The sequence below is a fragment of the Stenotrophomonas sp. 107298_Sma genome, assembly GCF_056480345.1.
This window is the reverse complement of the sequence record NZ_CM151094.1, coordinates 3,833,046-3,851,930: the sequence shown is the minus strand read 5'-3', so window position 1 is coordinate 3,851,930 and position 18,885 is coordinate 3,833,046. Positions and strand designations below refer to the sequence as shown.

Below are 18,885 nucleotides of genomic sequence, written 5' to 3'. Positions count from 1 at the left end.
CTGCAAAACAACCTCAATCCTGATCGTGCGCGCGCGCGGCCTCCGCCTGGGTTTCCTCCTGCGCCGCCATCTCGCGTGCGATCCACGCATCGATCATGTGCCGCTGGCGCTGCGCCTGCCGCCGCTCGCGCGTGTACTCCTGGTCCAGTACCCGGTACAGCGACACCATCACCAGCACCATCAGCAGCGCGAATGGCAACGCCGCAATCGTGATCATGCCCTGCAGTGCCTCCAGCCCGCCCGCCAGCAGCAACGCACCGGCGATCAATGCAATGCCCACGCCCCACGCTACCTTGTGCTTCCGCAGTGGCTCGCCGGCATCGTCGGTGGACATGCTGGCCAGCACCAGTACCGCCGAATCGGCCGAGGTCACGAAGAAGATCATCAGCAGCACCAGCGCAATGCACGACAGCAGCAGCGGCAGCGACATGCTGTCGAACATGGTGAACAACACCGTTTCGTATCCGCTGCCCAGCGCCTGCACCAGGTCGGCCTGGCCGAAGATCTGCATCCAGATCGCGGTGCCGCCGAATACCGAGAACCAGAAAAAGCCCAGCAGTGTCGGCGCCAATACCACGCCGATGACGAACTCGCGAACGCTGCGCCCGCGCGAGATGCGCGCAATGAACGAACCGACGAACGGTGCCCAGGAAATCCACCACGCCCAGTAGAAGATCGTCCAGTCCGCGACCCAGGTGCTGGACGAGAACGGCGACATGCGCAGGCTCATCGTCACCAGCTGGTTCAGGTAGGAGCCCAGTGTGGTGGTGAAGGTGTTGAAGATCGCACCGGTCGGGCCCAGCACCAGCACCAGTGTCAGCAGGACCACTGCCAGCGCCAGGTTGAAGTTGGACAGCCACTTCATGCCACGGCCGACGCCGCTGAGGGTGGACGCCATGTACAGCACGAATGCCACTGCGATGATGCTCAGCTGCAGAGGAATGCCCGCATGCAGGCCGAACACGCGCTGCACGCCGGCGGCGATCTGCACAGTGCCGAAGCCCAGCGCGGTGGCCACGCCGACCGCGGTGGCCACGACCGCAGAGATGTTGACCACGCTGCCGATCCAGCCGCGGTGGTGGCGACCGATGATCGGCTGCAGCATGTCGCTGACCTGGCCGCGACCGTTGCGGTTGAACTGGAACCAGGCCATCGCCAGGCCGATAAGGGCGTAGATCGCCCACGGGTGCAGCCCCCAATGGAAGAACACGTAGCGCATCGACGCACGCGCCGCGTCCATGCTCTCGGGAGCGAGGCCTTCAGGGGGCTTGCTGAAATGCGAGATGGGTTCGGCCGCACCCCAGAACACCAGGCCGATGCCCATGCCGGCAGCAAACAGCATCGACATCCAGCTGGCGCGGGAGAATTCGGGCTCGGCGTCCTCGCCACCGATTCGCAGGTTGCCGAAGCGACCGAAGGCCAGGTACATGAGGAACGTCAGCGCAAGGAATACGACCAGCAGGTACAGCCAGCCGACGCTGCGGATGACATCGGCCAGCGCCGATTGCACCACGGTATTGAAGGGCCCCGGTGCAACACCGGCAAGCAGCACCAGCAGTAGAACCAGCGCGATGGAAACGCGAAACACCATGAAGGAGCTTCTCCGATCAAGGGATTGAGGGGAGCGAGCAGAGCTTGCTGCGAGGGGGCCGGCGGCATGCAGCACGAGCCGGGCAGGGGCCGCGAAGACGGCAACGGAAACACCGGCCGCAGCGGCACGATGCGCGTGCACGTTACTGAATGCGATGTCACGGTTCTGTTAATGCCGATGGAGCAGCGCCATGCCATGCGTGGATGAATCGCCAGGAGATGCAGTGGTTTCTATGCTCTAATGCACGCCAAGAAGCGGGGGTACCGCGGCCTGGTGGCCACGGTTGAGACAGTCCCTTGGAACCTGATCCGGCTCATACCGGCGTAGGGAAGCTTTGCAGTGCAGCCGTGCCCGGACTCCGCCCAAGGACCGTCCGCGCGCGGCAGCAGTGCGCCGCCGCTTCGTCCCTGACCTTTCTGGACGATGCCCCGATGAACGCACAGCTCTCCGCCCTGCAGCAACAGGCCCAGCAACTCTCCGAATCCGTGACCCGGCCGATTCCCGGTTCGCGCAAGATTCACGTGCCCGGCTCGCGCCCGGACCTGCTGGTGCCGATGCGCGAGATCGCGCTGACCCGCACGCCGACGCTGTTCGGTGGCGAAGAAAATGCACCGGTCACCGTCTATGACACGTCGGGCCCGTACACCGATCCGGAGGTGCGCATCGATCTGTCGGCCGGCCTGCCGGCGCTGCGGCGCGGTTGGGTGGAGGAACGTGGTGATACCGAGCAGCTCAACGGCCTGAGCTCGTCGTTCGGCCGCGACCGCGAGCATGACCCGAAGCTTGATGCGGTGCGCTTCCCCGCGCGCAGCCTGCCACGCCGTGCGCGCGCAGGTGCCAACGTCACCCAGATGCACTACGCGCGCCGCGGCATCATCACGCCGGAGATGGAGTTCGTCGCCATCCGCGAAAACCAGCGGCTGGACGCGATCCGCGATGCCGGCCTGCTGCAGCAGCACCCGGGCGAAGCGTTTGGTGCCTCGATCCAGAAGATCATCACCCCGGAGTTCGTGCGCGATGAGATCGCACGCGGCCGCGCTGTGCTGCCCAACAACATCAACCACCCGGAAAGCGAGCCGATGATCATCGGCCGCAACTTCCTGACCAAGATCAACGCCAACATCGGCAACAGCGCGGTGTCCTCGGGCATCGCCGAGGAAGTGGAGAAGCTGGTGTGGGCGATCCGCTGGGGTGGTGACACAGTGATGGACCTGTCCACCGGCAAGCACATCCACGAAACCCGCGAGTGGATCATCCGCAATTCGCCGGTGGCGATCGGCACGGTGCCGATCTACCAGGCGCTGGAAAAGGTCGACGGCCGAGCCGAAGCACTCACCTGGGAGATCTTCCGTGACACGCTGATCGAGCAGGCCGAGCAGGGCGTGGACTACTTCACCATCCACGCCGGGGTGCTGCTGCGCTACGTGCCGCTTACTGCCAAGCGGGTCACCGGCATCGTCAGCCGCGGCGGTTCGATCATGGCCAAGTGGTGCCTGGCACATCACAAGGAGAACTTCCTCTACACGCACTTCGAAGACATCTGCGAAATCATGAAGGCCTACGATGTGACCTTCTCGCTGGGTGATGGGCTGCGCCCGGGCTGCATCGCCGATGCCAACGACGCCGCGCAGTTCGGTGAGCTGGAGACACTGGGCGAACTGACGAAGATCGCCTGGAAGCACGACGTGCAGACCATGATCGAAGGCCCAGGCCATGTGCCGATGCAGCTGATCAAGGAGAACATGGACAAGCAGCTGCGCGAGTGTGGTGAGGCGCCGTTCTATACGCTGGGCCCGCTGACCACCGATATCGCACCCGGCTACGACCACATCACCAGCGCGATCGGCGCGGCGATGATCGGCTGGTTCGGTACCGCCATGCTCTGCTACGTGACGCCGAAGGAGCATCTGGGCCTGCCCAACCGCCAGGATGTGCGCGACGGCATCATGGCCTATCGCATCGCCGCGCATGCGGCCGATCTGGCCAAGGGCCATCCGGGCGCGCAGGTGCGCGACAACGCGTTGAGCAAGGCGCGTTTCGAATTCCGCTGGGAAGACCAGTTCCACCTTGGCCTGGATCCTGAGAAGGCCAAGGAGTTCCACGACGAGACGCTGCCCAAGGACGCGCACAAGCTGGCCCACTTCTGCTCGATGTGTGGTCCGCACTTCTGCTCGATGAAGATCACCCAGGACGTGCGCGAGTACGCCGAGTCGGGCATGAAGGAAAAGTCGGAGGCGTTCCGCGCCGCGGGTGCCGAGGTCTACCACCAGAGCTGATCCCGAGCGGGTAGCGCCCGGCCATGCCCGGCGACGCGGTGGTCCAGGAAACCCGCCGGGCATGGTCCGGCGCTACCGGAGCCTCACATCCGTCCCGGTTATCCTCCGCCCATCACCCCGGGGAAGGGACGCCATGCCTGTTGCCTTGACTACCCGCTGGCTGGCCATCGCCCGCCGCATTCCGTCCGCCTGGCTGCTGGGCGCACAACTGCTGGCGGTGCTGTTGTATCCGGCGCTGGATGACACCGCCAGTGGCCGTGCGGCACTGGGCATGTTCGGCATGGCGGTGCTCGGCCTGGCGTTGTGGGTGGTGCAGCGCAGTCCGCTGGGCACCTGGTTGGCGCTGCTGTTGGCGATCCCTGCAGTGGTGTTCTCGCTGGCTGGCGCGCTGCTGGACCGTAGCGCCCTGCTGACCACCGCACAGTTGCTGGAGAGCCTGCTGTACTTCTACACGGCCGGTGCGTTGATCGCCTACATGCTCCAGGACCATAAGGTCACACGCGATGAACTGTTCGCAGCCGGTGCAACGTTCACGTTGCTGGCCTGGGCATTCGCCTTTGCTTTTTCTGTGTGCCAGCAGTGGTATCCGGGCAGTTTCCAGGGCACGGGCGGGGGTGCGCAGCGCACTTGGATGGAGTTGCTTTATCTGAGCTTCAGCTTGCTGTCAGGGGTGGGCTTGAGCGACGTCGTGCCGCTGCATCCACAGGCACGCGCATTGGTCATGCTGGAGCAGTTTTCCGGCGTGATGTACGTGGCTTTGGTGGTTTCGCGACTGGTCGGATTGACCATGCTGAGGCGCGTTTGAAAATGAACGCCAGATAAAAATTTCGCGCCCAAAAGGGCGCGAATAGTGTTGCGAATTATGTGAATGCGTCGGCGAGAGAGAGCCTGATGTCGACCACGCGATAGGCGAGGTAACCGGCATAGGCTAGTATTCGCGCGCTTCATTGTTTTTGCGGTATGCGCCGATGCTTTGTGCGGAGTCTGGCTTTTCGCTGTTCCCAGGACGGGACGGTATCGAAGGCGAACACTGCCCGGGACCTGTCTCCACTGTGTAGCGGAAAATGAACAGCAGCGAATTCCAGCCCCCCGGATTCGATCGGATCCGGATAGGAGAGTGCACCGTCACTCTGTCCTCGCGCGAAGTCGAGGTCGTCGGTGCGCGTCGCCCGCGCCGGCTGACGCCGAAGGCGTTGGGCGTGCTGCGCGCGTTGCTGCGGCAGCCGGGTCGTGTCGTCACCCGCGATGAACTGTTTGCCGAAGTGTGGCCGGACACGCTGCCGACCAACGATGTGCTGACCCAGGCCGTCACGCAGCTGCGCAAGGCCTTCAGCAACGACGACGACAATGGTCAGGCCTATATCGAGACCATCGCCAAGACCGGCTATCGCCTGCTGGTGCCCGTGCAGGTGCTGGACGATGTCGAGCCGGTCTCATCGCTGATGCCCGATGACGAGCCCGTGGAAGTGCAGCCAGCCACTGCGGCGATTGCCGTGGTGCCTGCGCATGTGCAGGAGAAACGTCGCCGTTGGCGTCATGTCCGTCGTCGCGTGCTGCTGCTAGTGGGTGTGGTGATGCTGGTTGCGTTGCTGGTATTGACCGCGCTGCTGCTTCGCCGGGCACCGGCCAGCAGTTCGGCGGTGGACGCCGCCGTGGAGAACGGCACGCGAGTGATTGGCAGTCCAGAACGACCCTATCGGCTGATCACTGCGACCAGCGGCTTTGAAACCTATCCCACGCTCTCACCTGATGGCTCGCTGGTGGCCTATGAAGGCGCCAACGAAGATGGCACTGGCGGTGGCGCGATCAAGGTGCAGACCTCCGGCAACGCACCGGCACGGCAGCTCCTGGTGCCACCGGCCGGCGCGGTCGATCGTTTCCCGAACTGGTCGCCGGATGGGCGCGAGATCGCCTTCGCGCGTTTCTCTGCCGATGGTGGCTGCCAGGTGCTGGTCGCCAGCGCCACCGGCGGTGCAGTGCGCCAGGCCACGCGTTGCGATGGCACCGAGCTGCTCAGTTTCGACTGGACCCCCGATGGCCGCGGGTTGGTGTTTGGCAGTATGGTCGGGCGCTACGCACATCGCGGCATCCGAGTGCTGGATCTGGCCAGCGGCCAGTGGCGCGCGCTGGAATACAGCGTCGACCAGGATGACTTTGACTACGCACCGCGCTATTCGCCCGACGGACAGTGGCTGGTGTTCGTGCGCAATCCGCAGTTGGGTGATCTGTGGCGCATGCCGGCCAGTGGTGGTGTGCCCGAACAATTGACCAACGAAGCGGCCGAGCTGCGTGGCTGGGCCTGGCTGGACGATGGCCGCACCATCGTGTTTGGTCGCCGCGTCGACAGCGAAGCGCGGCTTTACTACCTGGATGTCGAGCGGCATACGCTGCGTGATGCCGGTCTGGACGATGCACAGTGGCCGGCAGTGTCGCGTCGCGGTGGCATGCTGGCCTTCGTTCACCGGCGCGCTCAGTTCGGCGTGTTCAAGGTGCCGATGCAGGGCAATGGCGCGCCTGAGCGGCTGTTTGCTTCCAGTGGCCGCGATGGGCAGCCGATGGCCGCGCCGGATGGGCGGCAGCTGGTTTTCACCTCCGATCGCTCCGGCAGCTTCGCGCTGTGGTGGGCGGACATGCAGCGCCCTGATTCGCTGCGACCCATTGAAGGCCTGCGGCCGGAAGCGCGGCAGGCGCCGGACTGGTCGGCCGACAGTCGGCAATTGCTGGTGGTCGGCCGCGACCAGCATGGACGGACCGTGGTCTATGAAATCGCCCCACGTGATGAACGCCTGCACCCTTTGCCGGTCCCGGCCGAGCAGCCCCTGCAGGCCTTGTATGGAGCCACGCCGGAACAACTGCTGGTGGTCGAGCGCGATACCGACCAGCGCACCCGGCTGAGCCTGTTCGATCGCAGTGTGCAGCCATGGCGCCTGCTGGCCAGCATCGATGGTGTTTCGCAGGCGCGATTCGACCGCAACAGTGGCCGGGTGTTGTTCACGCGGTTGGCCGCTGGCGGGCTGTGGTCGGTGGACGCGGCGCTGTCGCCAGCCAGCGTGCAGCAGATCAGTGATGACCGGCCCAGCCGTTGGCGATACCGGGCCTGGACCGTGGCCGGCAACAGCAGCATCGGTTACCTGGGCACATCGACCAGCTGTGGCACGACTCTGGTGCGGATCCAGGTCGGTCGCGAGGAACCGGAGCGCTGCCTGGACGCAGAACGGCTCAGTGCCGGCAACGGGCTCAGCGCCAGTACCGATGGACGTGACCTGTTCGTGGCGATGGCGGTCAGCGATGGTGCCGACATCGGTGTGATGCGGTTGCCTGAACGCCCGCCCGCGCTGTTCCCGGCTTTCTCCAAGTTGCTGTTGTTCAAGGGAAATGGGCCTTCGTAATTTTTTCGTCGGGACCTCGCCGCGAATTCGTGGCGATCTCGTCGGACTTTCCTGACGCGGTGCCGCCTGATTTGGCAAAACGGAGTCCTGTACTAGGCAAATCCGTGGTGCCCCCATGCGTCAACTCTCGCTGGCCGATCGCGGCCAAACCGTCTCCCTGGATCGCTCGCTCGACGATGTCGCCCCGACCTGCCTCGGTGTGGCACGGCTGGGCAGCCTGCAGACCGCTGGCAGCAGCTTCACTGTCTGGATGCAGGTACGTGGCAGTTCCTGGGTGGAAGCCAAGGAAGGGCGTTTCCGCCTGCGCCAGGGCGAGTGGATCGCCTTCGAGAAGGAATCGCGTCCACTGGTGCAGGCAGGTCGCAACGGGTTGTGCATTGGCCTGAACCTGACCGTCGAAGCCCTTCGCGTGCTGACCGAGATGGCCGACTGCGGACTGTATGCCGGTCGTGGCCGGATGAACCGCGGCGACGCCCGTGTTGCCCTGCGGCTGTGGCGCGATGCGCTGGCCAGCGGCCAGCCGGCCCAGGCGCTGCGCCCGCTGCTGCTGCACCTGGCGGGCCTGCAGCGCGGACTGGCCGACAACGTGCAGCGCTGCCCGGGCCGCTCGCGCAGCCGCAAGCGCCAGGTGTTCGGCCGCATGCAGCGTGCCCGCCTGTACCTGGAAGGCAACAGCCACCGGGTGGTGCGCATCGGCGAGCTGGCCGAGCTGACCAATTTCTCCAGCTGGTACCTGTCCAAGACCTTCCAGAGCCTGTATGAGGAAAGCCCGCAGTCGTTGTCGGCGCGGCTACGCCTGGAGCGGGCCGCCGATCTGCTGCGCGACACCGACATGATGGTCGGTGAGGTCGCTGCGGCCAGTGGTTTCGACAACTGCTGCAGCTTCGCGCGTGCGTTCCGTGCCCGCTACGGCCAGTCGGCTTCGCGCTTCAGGGAGAACGGCGGCTTGCTCCCGCCACATTCTGCAAAGTCTCCGGTTGGTTCGCGCAAATACAGCGCTGCAACGCAATCGTAACGTGCTGGGGTGTTTTAACACGCTGCTAACACGTACCTTGGAGAGATTGATGAACGTTCGTAATCCCGCTGTGCGGTTCGGCTTGCTGCCGGCCGGCATCGCGCTGGCGCTGGCGCCGGCCTTTGCTTCGGCTCAGGAAGCAAAGGGCACCACCGACCTGGACCGCATTTCGGTCACCGGCTCGCGTATCCGTGGCGCCAACATGGAGACGCAGCAGCCGATCCTGACGATGACCCGTGAATCCCTGGAAAAGCAGGGCTTCTCGAGCGTCGCAGACGTGCTCGGCAACCTGACCTCGGCCGGTTCCCCGGCCATCTCGCGTTCTGAATCGCTGGCTTCCGGCGAGAACGTGGGCGGCTACTACGTCGACATCCGCAACCTGGGCGCCGCGCGTACCCTGGTGCTGATGAACGGCAAGCGCCTCGGCGCGACCACCTCGGGCCTGCAGGATCTGAGCCAGATCCCGATGTCGGCCGTGGAGCGCATTGAAGTCCTGAAGGACGGCGCTTCCTCGATCTACGGCTCGGACGCGATCGCTGCCGTGGTCAACGTGATCACCCGCAAGAACTTCGATGGTGGCGAAGCCAATGTCTACGTCGGCCAGTACAGCGACGGCGACGGCGATACCCAGCAGTACTCGATGACCCTCGGCGCCCGCGGCGAGCGCGGCAGCCTGACCCTGTCGGCCGAGTACTCGAAGATGGACCCGGTGTGGGCCAAGGACCGTTGGTACAGCCGTGATGGCGCCAAGGGCCCGAACTCGGTCGCCGCCGATGGCAGCCCGATCAGCCAGTTCGGCAGCTGGTGCAATCCGACCCAGGTCGATTGCTCCGACTCCAAGACCGCCGTGTGGAAGACCCTGAACCCGGGTGGCGATCCGAAGAACCCGAATGACTACCACGTCATGACCCCGGCGGAGTACGCCAACTCCAACGAGCAGATGACCCTGCTGACCGGTGTCAAGCGCAAGTCGCTGTACATCAACGGTACCTACGACTTCACCGATTCGATCAGCCTGAACACCGACGTGCTCTACAACGAGCGCCAGACGTTCCAGCAGATCGCAGGCTATCCGTTCCAGTCCAGCGCCTGGGACCAGCCGCTGGCCGGTGACAGCGCCTTCAACCCGGTCGGCCAGGACGTCAATGTCCGTCGCCGCCTGTGGGAAGTGCCGCGCACCACCGACAGCCAGATGAAGACCCTGCGCTTCGCTCCGACCATCAGCGGCTTCTTCGAGCTCGGCGGCAAGACCTTCGACTGGGATGTCGGCGCACTGTGGAACCGCAACGAGACCATCAAGCGCAACCGTGGTGACATGAGTCTGATCAGCGCCGGGCAGGCGATGGGCACCTCGTTCATCGATGCTGGCGGCGTGGCACGCTGCGGCACCGCGGCCAAGCCGATCCTGGGCGATTGCCGCCCGTGGAACCCGTTGCTGCCGTACGGCGCAAATGGTCAGGGCTCGCTGGCCAACCAGGAACTGCAGGACTTCCTGTTCCCGACCTACACCACCCGTGGTGAGACCAAGACCACCAGCTTCAACGCCAACCTGGCCGGTTCGATCGTGACCCTGCCGGCCGGCGACCTGGGCTTTGCTCTGGGTGTCGAGCACCGCAAGGAAGAAGGCAACTACGTGCCGGACGCCTTCGCGCAGTCGGGCATGTCCACCGGCCTGGGCCAGAAGCCGACCAAGGGTCAGTACGACCTGAACGAAGTCTTCCTGGAACTGAACGTGCCGATCCTTGCGGACAAGCCGTTCGCCAAGGAACTGACCCTGAACGTTGCCAGCCGTTATTCGGACTACAGCAACTTCGGTGGCACCACCAACAGCAAGTTCGGCCTGACCTGGCGTCCGCTGGATGAACTGCTGGTCCGCGGCACCTACGCCCAGGGCTTCCGCGCTCCGACCATCAACGATCTGTACGGTGGCCTGAGCTCGAGCTTCGAGCGTTACATCGATCCGTGCGCCGTTGGTGCTCCGGGTAGTGTTGCTGGCAACGCGGCCTGCCTGGCCGGCGGTGCTCCGGCCAACTACGTGCAGCTGGGCCAGGGCAACGTGCCGTGCGCCACCCTGCCGTGCCAGTCGGGCGACCAGTTCGTCTCCGGTGCCAACCCGAACCTGAAGCCGGAAACCTCCAAGAGCACCACCTTCGGTGTGGTGTGGAGCCCGCGTTGGGTGCAGGGCCTGGACCTGTCGCTGGATTGGTACAAGTACGAAATCAGCGACATGATCATCGCTGACAGCGTCGACCGCATCCTGCGTGACTGCTACGTGCTGGGTAACTCGGCCCGTTGCGGCAGCGTGACCCGTGCGGCCGATGGCCACATCAGCGGCATCACCTACGGCACCGCGAACCTCGGCAAGATGAAGACCGAAGGTTACGACGTCGGCGTCAAGTACCGCCTGCCGGAACTGGCCATCGGTCAGTTCAACATCGATTGGCAGACCAGCTACACCGCCAAGTACGACGAGCAGGCCCAGAACAGCGCCGGCGACAACATCATGATGGGCCGCGTCGGTGAGTCCGGCGACACCACCGTGTTCCGTGTCCGTTCGAACCTGGGCGTCAACTGGCAGTACGGTGATTTCGGTGTGAACTACACCGCGCGTTACTACTCGGGCCTGCGTGAGTCGTGCATCTCGATCGGCTGCACCGATCCGGATCGTTACGCTTACGGCGAAAAGGCTCCGGTGCGTCGTACCGGTTCCAATACCTTCCACGACCTGCAGGTCAGCTGGAAGGCACCGTGGGATGCCACCATCGCCCTCGGTGCGAACAACCTGTTCGCGCACAAGGGCCCGCTGATGTACTCGGCACCGAACTCGAGCTTCGCTTACTACGGCGGTTTCGATGTCGGTCGCTTCCTGTACATGAAGTACACCCAGCGCTTCTGATAGTTCGAAGTGCAATCGCAGTAACAGGAGGGCGGGCCGCAAGGTCCGCCCTCTTTTTTTGTAGGGAAACTCCGAAGCATGTTGGAAGGTGAGCGAAGTCACGATCCTGCTGTGTCGTAATCAACACAGTTAAGGGGTCCACTTCCGGACGCCTGCACATGGAGAGAGCGATGAAGAGCACGCTGTTGCACAAACTGTCTGCTGCTGCACTGATCTATGCAACATTGGTGGGGGCGGTGTTCGCCCAGACCGGTGGCGTCTGCGCTGGTGGACTCTACTGCGAAGAGTTCCGGCAGCAGTGCCTGGCCGCAGGCAAGTCGAAGGTGCTGTGCGATCTGCAGTATCGTCATTGCGTGCAGGACGCCTGCGGCGCGCGTTGATGCATAAAAGGCGCGCCTTTGCAGGCGCGCCTTTTATTGGTCCTGCCAGTGTGATGGAGAGACTCAGGCCTCTCCTGGAATCAGTCCCATCAACGCATTGGCATGCTCGCGCCACTGCGGCAGCTTGTTGAGTACGCCCGCGCGCTGCAGGTAGTCCTCGTCCACCGGGTCGCCATTGACCAGTGCCAGTGCCACATGCACCGCGCCGGTCACCCAGAAGCTGCGGGTGCTGGCACGCTGTGGCTGCAGATGGAACGCCACCGCTTCGATGATCGGCATCGGCAGTCCCCACAGGCCCAGCAGGTAGGCGCCGGCTTCGGCGTGGCCTGGGCGCGCGTCGCCAGCCAGCGACGGCTCGGTGCGCTCGTTGCGTACACCCGGCAGCAGCAGGCCGATATCGGCCAGCAGCGCGGCGGTTGCGCCCAGTTCGGCACTGGATTCGGGCAGCAGGCGTGCGGCCAGCCGCGAGGCGAGCAGGGCACGTTGCTGCAGCGAGTTGCGTTCGGCCGTGGACAACGTCGGTGCCGAGAACACTTCGCTGGCCAATACCAGGTCGCGCAGCGTCGACAGGCCGAGGCGTGTCACCGCCGTGCGCAGGTCGGCAATGGTGCGGCCCTGGCTGAAGAACGCCGAGTTCGAAAGCTGCAGCACCTTGGCGGCAATCGCGGGATCGGCAGCAACCAGCTTGGCCACGTCGGCGCTGTCGGCATCGTCGTCGTGTTCCAGCGCCTGGGTCAGGCTCAGGTACAGGTGCGGCGGCGACGGCAGCTTCTCGATGCGGCCGATGGCACCGCGCAGACGGGGGCTGTCCAGTACCTCGCGCAGCTCTTCCAGGCTGGTCAGTGCCTCCAGCAGCACTTCCGGCGCCAGCGGCAGTGGCAGGAAGCGGTGGGCGACACCGATCAGGCGCGCCGGCGGCGGACGGTTGCCATGCTGGGCATCCACCAGTGCGATACGGATGGTTTCCGGGCGCAGCGTCCGGATCTGGCCGAGCAACGTGGTTGCATTGAGGTCCGGCAACTGCGGACAGACAATCACCGCATCCACGCCCTGCGTAGCCACCGCGGTCATCGCGGTCTGGCCATCGGTGGCGGTCAGCGGCTGCCAGTCTTCCCCAAGATCGGCAATGAATTCGGTCAGCTCGGCCGGCAGGCTGGCTGCATCCCCAACAAGCAGAATACGCACGACACATTCCCCTGGCTGTCTCGACGATGGATGTCGACGACGTGTGAAGTGACGCAATTTACCTAATACGGCGGCACGTGTGATGTGCCGCAGTCATGAAACGTGACCCGCATCGCTCCGACGGCCTGCGCCGGAGCGATCCGGTTCAGGCTCAGGCCTTGCTGTCGAGATGGCGCTGGTGCGCCTCGATCAGGATCTGCTTGGCCTCAGCGGCGCCGCCCCAACCGTCCAGCTTGACCCACTTGCCCTTCTCCAGGTCCTTGTAGTGCTCGAAGAAGTGGCCGATGCGCTCCAGCCAGTGGCTGGACACCTGGGCGATGTCTTCCACGTGGGCGTAGCCGCTGAAGATCTTCGAGACCGGCACAGCCAGGATCTTCTCGTCGCTGCCTGCCTCATCGCTCATCTTCAGCACGCCGACCGGACGGCAGCGCACCACCGAGCCCGGTACCAGCGGCAGCGGCAGCACCACCAGCACGTCGGCCGGATCGCCATCGCCGCACAGGGTGCTCGGCACGTAGCCGTAGTTGCAGGGGTAGCGCATCGGGGTGGACAGGATGCGGTCGACGAAGATCGCGCCGGTTTCCTTGTCCACTTCGTACTTCACCGGCTCCGAGTCCTTCGGGATCTCGATGATGACGTTGATTTCTTCCGGCGGGTTCTTGCCGGGCGAGACGAGTTCCAGACCCATGGTCGTGCTCCAGGTGGGGGATATAGACGGATAGCCCCCCATTTTATGCCTTTGCCGGGCGCTGTGCAGGGGGCGGGGCCGACAGCACGGCGCGGCAGTGGCCCACCCTTGCGGGAGGTGTTGCCCGATGGGGTTGTCGGGACGCCGGGTGCAGGCTGGAACCCTCTTCCCGAGGAGCTCCCGCATGAAAGTGTCTGCCCTGCCGATCGGCCTGACCTGCGCGCTGCTGATGGCGCCGTCGGTACAGGCGTTTCCCTATGTCGATCTGATCGACTACCCGCACCAGGAGGCCAACTGGGACCGCTTCTTCGCCCTGGAAGGCCGGTTGCAGCATGGTTTCGACGCCATCTGTGGCGACACCTTCTGCGAGGGCGAGTACAGCGACATCCGTGCCCTGCGCCTGCGCTGCTCGGTCGATGCGGTGCGCGGCACCATCCAGGAGTGCCTGTGGGCATTTGCCGCCAGTGATCTGGAGGTCTCCCGCAACGATGGCACGATCGTGGCCCGGCAGCCGACCTGGCTGTGCCGGCTGCCGCTCATGCCGGGCACCGGGGTGGAGGCCTTCCATGCCGCGCTGGCGGCTCGCAATCCGCTGCACGATCCGCTGCCGGGCACGTCGCAGAGCGCCTATGACGGCCTGACCGAGTGCATCCATTGATGAGAACGTGACTGATTCGCATTAACGGAGTAGCATGCGCGGCGCCTTCCGTCTGTCCTCCCGGCCTCGCGCATGTCCTCCAATGCCGCCACCCTCACCGAACTGCTGATCCGCGAGCGGCCGGCACTGCTGCGCAGGGTGCAGCGCATCCTCGGCGGAGACAATGGTGCCGAGGACGTGATCCAGGCGGTCTGGTTCAAGGCGCGTGGGGTCGACGACAGCCAGGCCATCGACAACCCACGGGCCTATCTGTACCGGCTGGCCGCCAACCTGGCCACCGACCACGGCCGTGAATCGACCCGCCGCAACCGCCTGCTTGCAGACCATTACCTGTGGGGGCCGGACGAGGTGATCTCGACCGAAGAGCAGGCGATGGCACAGGACGAACTGCAGCGGGTGCTGGATGCCGCAGGCCACCTGCCGGAGCCGACCCGCACCATTTTCCGCCTCAACCGCCTGCAGGGCCTGACCCAGGCCGAGATCGCACGCCGCCTCGGCGTGTCGGTGACCACTGTCGAAAACCACGTGCGCTCCGCGCTGCAACGCCTGGCCTGGGCGCGCAGCGGCCGATGATCGACCCGGCTTGGGGCAGGCCTTCGCTGAAACGTCTTGATTACTGGACCGTGCATGCGGTCTAGTTCCTCTGCCCGCGCTTGAATGCGCCTCTCTGCCAGCCGATGAGCCCGCCGAACACGCTGCCCGCCGCCAACGACGATGCCCTGGCCGAACAGGCCCGGGGCTGGATCGCGTGGTTGGCGTCGGGCGACATCAGTGATGCGCGCATGCGCGACTTCGAGTGCTGGCTGGCACTGCCGGGGCATCGTCGTGCCTTCGAGCACGAGCGTGTGCTGTGGCGCAGTGCCGGGCCGCGTTCGCCACGGGCCGCGGCGATCGTGCGGCGACGGCCGCAGCGCCTGCGGTGGGCGATGGCCGCCGCTGCGGCGCTGGCGATGCTGGTGGTGTGGCCGGAAGCCTGGCTGCGTGCACAGGCCGACCATCGAAGCACGCATGTCGTACAGAACGTGCAGCTGCCCGATGGCAGTCGCGCGGTGCTGGATGCCGACAGCGCGATCGCCGTGCGCTTCGATGCGAATGCGCGCCAGATTGAGCTGCTGCGTGGCCGCGCCTGGTTCGAGGTCAGTCCGGACGCGCAGCGGCGTTTCAGCGTGCGTGCCGGCAATGGTGTGGTTGAGGATATCTCCACCGCGTTCACCGTTGCGCGAGGCGATGACCGGGTGGAAACCCAGGTCGGGCAGGGCAGGGTGCGTGTGGCCAGCCCGGCCGACGGTGGCTGGACCTATCTGCAGGTGGGGCAGCGTGCGGTCTATGGCGAGCGCAGTGGCGTGACGCGGCTCGATGACGTGGCCGCTGACAGCGTCGGCGCCTGGCGGCAGGGTGAGCTGTTGCTGGAGCAGGCCAGCGTCGCCGACGCGGTGCGAGGGGTGGGGCGCTATCGTGCCGGCCCGACCTTCGTACGCGGTGATCTGTCGCGGTTGCCGGCGGTCAGTGCGGCGTTGCGCATCGATCGTCCGGAACAGGCGCTGGACGCGCTGGCGGCAACGGCAGGTTTGCAGGTCACCCGCCTGCCGCTCGGGATCGCCATCGTCCACCCGTAGATCCTCGCCATTGCCCGTGTGCCGACCAACGGTAGGCACCCACCGCGACAACCCGGGATACACCTTCAACTGCAAATCCCTCTTGGGGTTGTCGCCACCCCATCCGTCTTACCCCGCGAACGTACCCGCCGCCGCCACGTACGTCGCCGTGTCCGCGCCTGCCGCGGATGACGCCGCGCCCGCGGCTCCGATTACCTGACAGGTTCCCCCATGTTCGACTCCCATCGCCCGGGCCGCGTGCTGCGCCCGTCCCGCCTGTGCATCGCGTTGCTGGCTGCCGGCCTCGCCAGCGCTGCACCATCGTCCGTACTGGCGCAGAACGCCAACAACGGCCATGCGGCCATGCAGCGTTTCGACATTCCCGCGCAGCCGCTGGATGAAGCGCTGCGCAGCTATATGCGCCAGTCCGGGGTGCAGGTGGTGTATCCGGCTACGCTGGCCCAGGGCGTGAGCTCGCACGCGGTCAGTGGCAACCTGTCTTCCGATGAGGCCCTGGCCCGCCTGCTGCAGGGCAGTGGCCTGGCGGTGCGCCGGGTCGGCGCCGATGCGGTCACCCTGGAGGCGGCATCCCCAGCGCAGGCCGACAGCGGCGTGATCGTCACCGACACGCTGAGCGTGGCCGGCGACCGCGTCGACAGTGGCGCGGCCAGCGATGAGGCGCGGCTGCTCGACAGCTACCGCAGCGTGGGCTCCACCACCACGCTCAATCGCACGCATCTGGAGCGCTTCCGCGGTACCTCCAACGGCGACATCGTCAAGGGCGTGGCCGGCGTCACCGCCGGTGATCCGCGCGTGGGCAACGGTTTCGACGTCAACATCCGTGGTATCCAGGGCCAGGGCCGCGTGCCGGTGATCATCGACGGTGGCCAGTCGAGCATGGACACCTACCGAGGCTACGCAGGCCAGTCGCAGCGCAGCTACCTCGATCCGGACCTGATCTCCAGCCTGACCATCACCAAGGGCCCGAGCCTGCAGGCCAATGCCTCCGGTGGCATCGGCGGCGTGGTCGAGATGGAAACGCTGAAGATCGGCGACGTGCTGCGCGAAGGCCGTGACTTCGGCGTACGCGTGCGTGGTGGCCTGGCCAACGCCAGTGCCAACAACCTGCCTTCCTACAGTGCCGCGCCGCGCAGCGATCGCAGTGCCACCGGCAGCCAGTTCTTCAACGTCGCCGCGGCTGGTCATTGGGATCGTTTCGATCTGGTCGCCGCCTATGCCTACCGTGACAATGGAAACTACTTCTCCGGAAAGCACGGCTACGACGATTTCCCGCAGACCCGGCGCACGCTGGCACCGCTGAATCCGCCGCGTACCGAGGTCTTCAATACCTCGGCGCGCTCGAAGTCGGCGCTGCTCAAGGGCACCTGGCGCATCGACGATGCACAGACGCTGGAAGCAGGCTATCGCCGCTACGAAGGCACCGCCGGCGAGATCATGGCATCGCAGATCATCCGTGTGGATCGCGACCGCATCCCGCAGTGGGATCCGGGCCACGTTGACATGGACAGCTACACCCTGCGTTACCGCTTCAACCCGGACAGCGAGCTGATCGACCTGCGCGTCAATGCCGCCTACACCGACACCGACAGCGTGATGTACAACAGCCTCACCGGCATCACCCCGTGGTACTTCGATCGACGCACCGAGTGGTACGACGCGCCCAGCTTCAGTGGCGACCCCGGCTACAAGGATGCCTACCGCAATCCGCTGCGACAGAAGCGCTTCGGCCTGGATGCCAGCAATACCTCGAAGTTCGACACTCGTGCCGGCGCGTTCACCCTCGACTACGGCCTGTCCTACAGCGACGAAGACATCGCGCCGGGTAGTTCGGGGCCGGTCATGCACGACGATCTGATCAACAACCGTTTCCTGCGCAACGCCGAGCGCAAGGAATACAGTGCCGTGGCCTCGCTGAAGTGGCAGCCCGATGAGCACTGGGAACTGCTGGCCGGCGGCCGCTGGAACCGGGTGGACGTGCAGGACCGCAACCGCTTGGCCACGCCCGATGCCTATGAGGTGCAGGGCCAGTACCGCTACACCGAACTGCTCAACGGCAACCCGGCGCTGCCGTCGTGGCGTGCCAAACGCATCGCGCTGCTGAACTGGTATCCGGATGCCAACGGCAACTTCACCCAGGCATCGCTGCTGGCTTCACCGTACAAGAAGGGTACGGTGGGCGACATCGGTGGCTGGAACTTCTACGACGCCGGCAAGGCGCAGGACCTGGAGGTGCCGGTCAGCTGGACCTGGTCGCAACCGATCCGCCGTCGTGACACCGCGTTCTCGCCGACCGCCAGCGTGGCCTACCGCTTCAGCGAAGACACCATGGTCTACGTGAAGTACGCCGAAGGCACCAAGCTGCCGAGCCTGTTCGAGACCACGCTGGGCCTGTTCACCGCCGCCAAGCCGGTCGGCGAGCTGAAGCCGGAGCGTGCGCGCAGCTGGGAAATCGGTGCCAGTACCATCCGCTACGACCTGTTCACCGCCGGCGACCGCCTGGCGCTGAAGCTGGCCTACTTCGATACCCGCATCGACGATCTGATCACCCGCGACTACCGCACGCTGTCGGCCGGCCTGATCCGCAACGTCGATCAGTTCAAGGTCTCGGGCATGGAGTTCCAGTCCAGCTATGACAGCGGCAAGGTGTTTGCTGATCTGTCCGCGCACTACTACTTCAAGGCCAAGACCTGCGCACCGGACATCGCCGCCGAGCGCCGTGCCTATGGTGCGCAGCGCAAGAACGATGAGCTGGCCAATACGCCCAACTGCGTGGACGGCGGCTTCGAGGGCTCGTATACCAACACCCAGAACCCGCCGCGCTACATGGTCAACCTGACCCTGGGCTCGCGCCTGTTCGACGAACGCCTGACCTTCGGTACCCGCGTGGTCCACAACGCCGGCCCGATCAGCAAGCTGGACAAGGACTGGAACGTGGGCCTGTCGGCGATCCAGCAGCTGTACCGGCCGACTACCCTGGTCGACCTGTTCGCCAGCTGGAGCTTCAACGACCAGCTGTCGGTGGAAGCGGGCGTGGACAACGTCACCGACCGCTACTACCTGGATCCGCTGGCGCTGGGCGTGATGCCGGCCCCGGGCCGTACCGCGAGGCTGGCGCTGACCTGGAAGTACTGATCGGTCGCGGATGAGTGGTGGGGTCGGATCCCTTTCCTGCGGAAAGGGCTCTGCCCCCA

13 protein-coding genes and 1 riboswitch are annotated in these 18,885 nt (G+C 65.3%); of the genes, 10 read left to right on the top strand and 3 right to left on the bottom strand.

The features are described 5' to 3' along the window. Positions 1-13 precede the first annotated feature (13 nt). Complete coding sequence (locus ACZK2G_RS17945; protein WP_295376869.1) at positions 14-1,591, bottom strand: BCCT family transporter; 1,578 nt, start codon at positions 1,589-1,591, stop codon at positions 14-16. A 246-nt stretch (positions 1,592-1,837) separates the two neighbouring features. Next, positions 1,838-1,939, top strand: a riboswitch (TPP riboswitch). 83 nt (positions 1,940-2,022) lie between these two features. On the opposite strand from ACZK2G_RS17945, the gene thiC reads away from it, so the two are divergent. The 6 genes from thiC to ACZK2G_RS17915 all read left to right on the top strand — a co-directional run bounded on the left by thiC (position 2,023) and on the right by ACZK2G_RS17915 (position 11,547). Continuing rightward, complete coding sequence (gene thiC, locus ACZK2G_RS17940) at positions 2,023-3,867, top strand: phosphomethylpyrimidine synthase ThiC (RefSeq protein WP_478474015.1); 1,845 nt, start codon at positions 2,023-2,025, stop codon at positions 3,865-3,867. 133 nt (positions 3,868-4,000) lie between these two features. Beyond that, positions 4,001-4,672, top strand: coding sequence for an ion channel (locus ACZK2G_RS17935; protein ID WP_136639586.1), 672 nt, complete (start codon positions 4,001-4,003; stop codon positions 4,670-4,672). Between the two features lie 259 nt (positions 4,673-4,931). Further along, positions 4,932-7,256, top strand: a complete 2,325-nt coding sequence (locus tag ACZK2G_RS17930; protein ID WP_046983047.1) for a winged helix-turn-helix domain-containing protein — start codon at positions 4,932-4,934, stop codon at positions 7,254-7,256. Positions 7,257-7,371: 115 nt separating this feature from the next. Then, entirely contained in the window at positions 7,372-8,271 is a 900-nt protein-coding gene (locus tag ACZK2G_RS17925) for a helix-turn-helix transcriptional regulator (protein WP_046983046.1), read from the top strand. A gap of 49 nt (positions 8,272-8,320) precedes the next feature. Then, positions 8,321-11,167, top strand: coding sequence for a TonB-dependent receptor plug domain-containing protein (locus ACZK2G_RS17920; protein WP_046983045.1), 2,847 nt, complete (start codon positions 8,321-8,323; stop codon positions 11,165-11,167). Positions 11,168-11,337: 170 nt separating this feature from the next. Then, the gene (locus tag ACZK2G_RS17915; protein ID WP_478474013.1) at positions 11,338-11,547 is read left to right on the top strand and encodes a hypothetical protein; all 210 of its coding nucleotides are present in this window, start codon (positions 11,338-11,340) and stop codon (positions 11,545-11,547) included. 63 nt (positions 11,548-11,610) lie between these two features. Here the strand turns inward: ACZK2G_RS17915 and ACZK2G_RS17910 are convergent, their stop codons facing one another. Further along, positions 11,611-12,732 (bottom strand): HDOD domain-containing protein, encoded by a 1,122-nt coding sequence (locus tag ACZK2G_RS17910; RefSeq protein WP_046983043.1) that lies wholly within the window; start codon positions 12,730-12,732, stop codon positions 11,611-11,613. A 151-nt stretch (positions 12,733-12,883) separates the two neighbouring features. Next, on the bottom strand, positions 12,884-13,420 hold the full coding sequence (gene ppa, locus ACZK2G_RS17905) for an inorganic diphosphatase (RefSeq protein WP_005410935.1): 537 nt from the start codon (positions 13,418-13,420) through the stop codon (positions 12,884-12,886). Positions 13,421-13,604: 184 nt separating this feature from the next. Here ppa and ACZK2G_RS17900 point away from each other — a divergent pair, with 184 nt between their 5' ends. The 4 genes from ACZK2G_RS17900 to ACZK2G_RS17885 all read left to right on the top strand — a co-directional run bounded on the left by ACZK2G_RS17900 (position 13,605) and on the right by ACZK2G_RS17885 (position 18,826). Beyond that, positions 13,605-14,078 carry a hypothetical protein gene (locus tag ACZK2G_RS17900; protein ID WP_046983042.1) on the top strand — a complete coding sequence of 158 codons (474 nt, stop codon included), beginning with the start codon at positions 13,605-13,607 and terminating at the stop codon, positions 14,076-14,078. A 72-nt stretch (positions 14,079-14,150) separates the two neighbouring features. Beyond that, the gene (locus ACZK2G_RS17895; protein WP_046983041.1) at positions 14,151-14,651 is read left to right on the top strand and encodes an RNA polymerase sigma factor; all 501 of its coding nucleotides are present in this window, start codon (positions 14,151-14,153) and stop codon (positions 14,649-14,651) included. A gap of 104 nt (positions 14,652-14,755) precedes the next feature. Beyond that, positions 14,756-15,694, top strand: a complete 939-nt coding sequence (locus tag ACZK2G_RS17890; RefSeq protein WP_478474011.1) for a FecR family protein — start codon at positions 14,756-14,758, stop codon at positions 15,692-15,694. A gap of 210 nt (positions 15,695-15,904) precedes the next feature. After that, the gene (locus tag ACZK2G_RS17885; RefSeq protein WP_337302163.1) at positions 15,905-18,826 is read left to right on the top strand and encodes a TonB-dependent receptor; all 2,922 of its coding nucleotides are present in this window, start codon (positions 15,905-15,907) and stop codon (positions 18,824-18,826) included. The last annotated feature ends 59 nt before the right edge of the window (positions 18,827-18,885 follow it).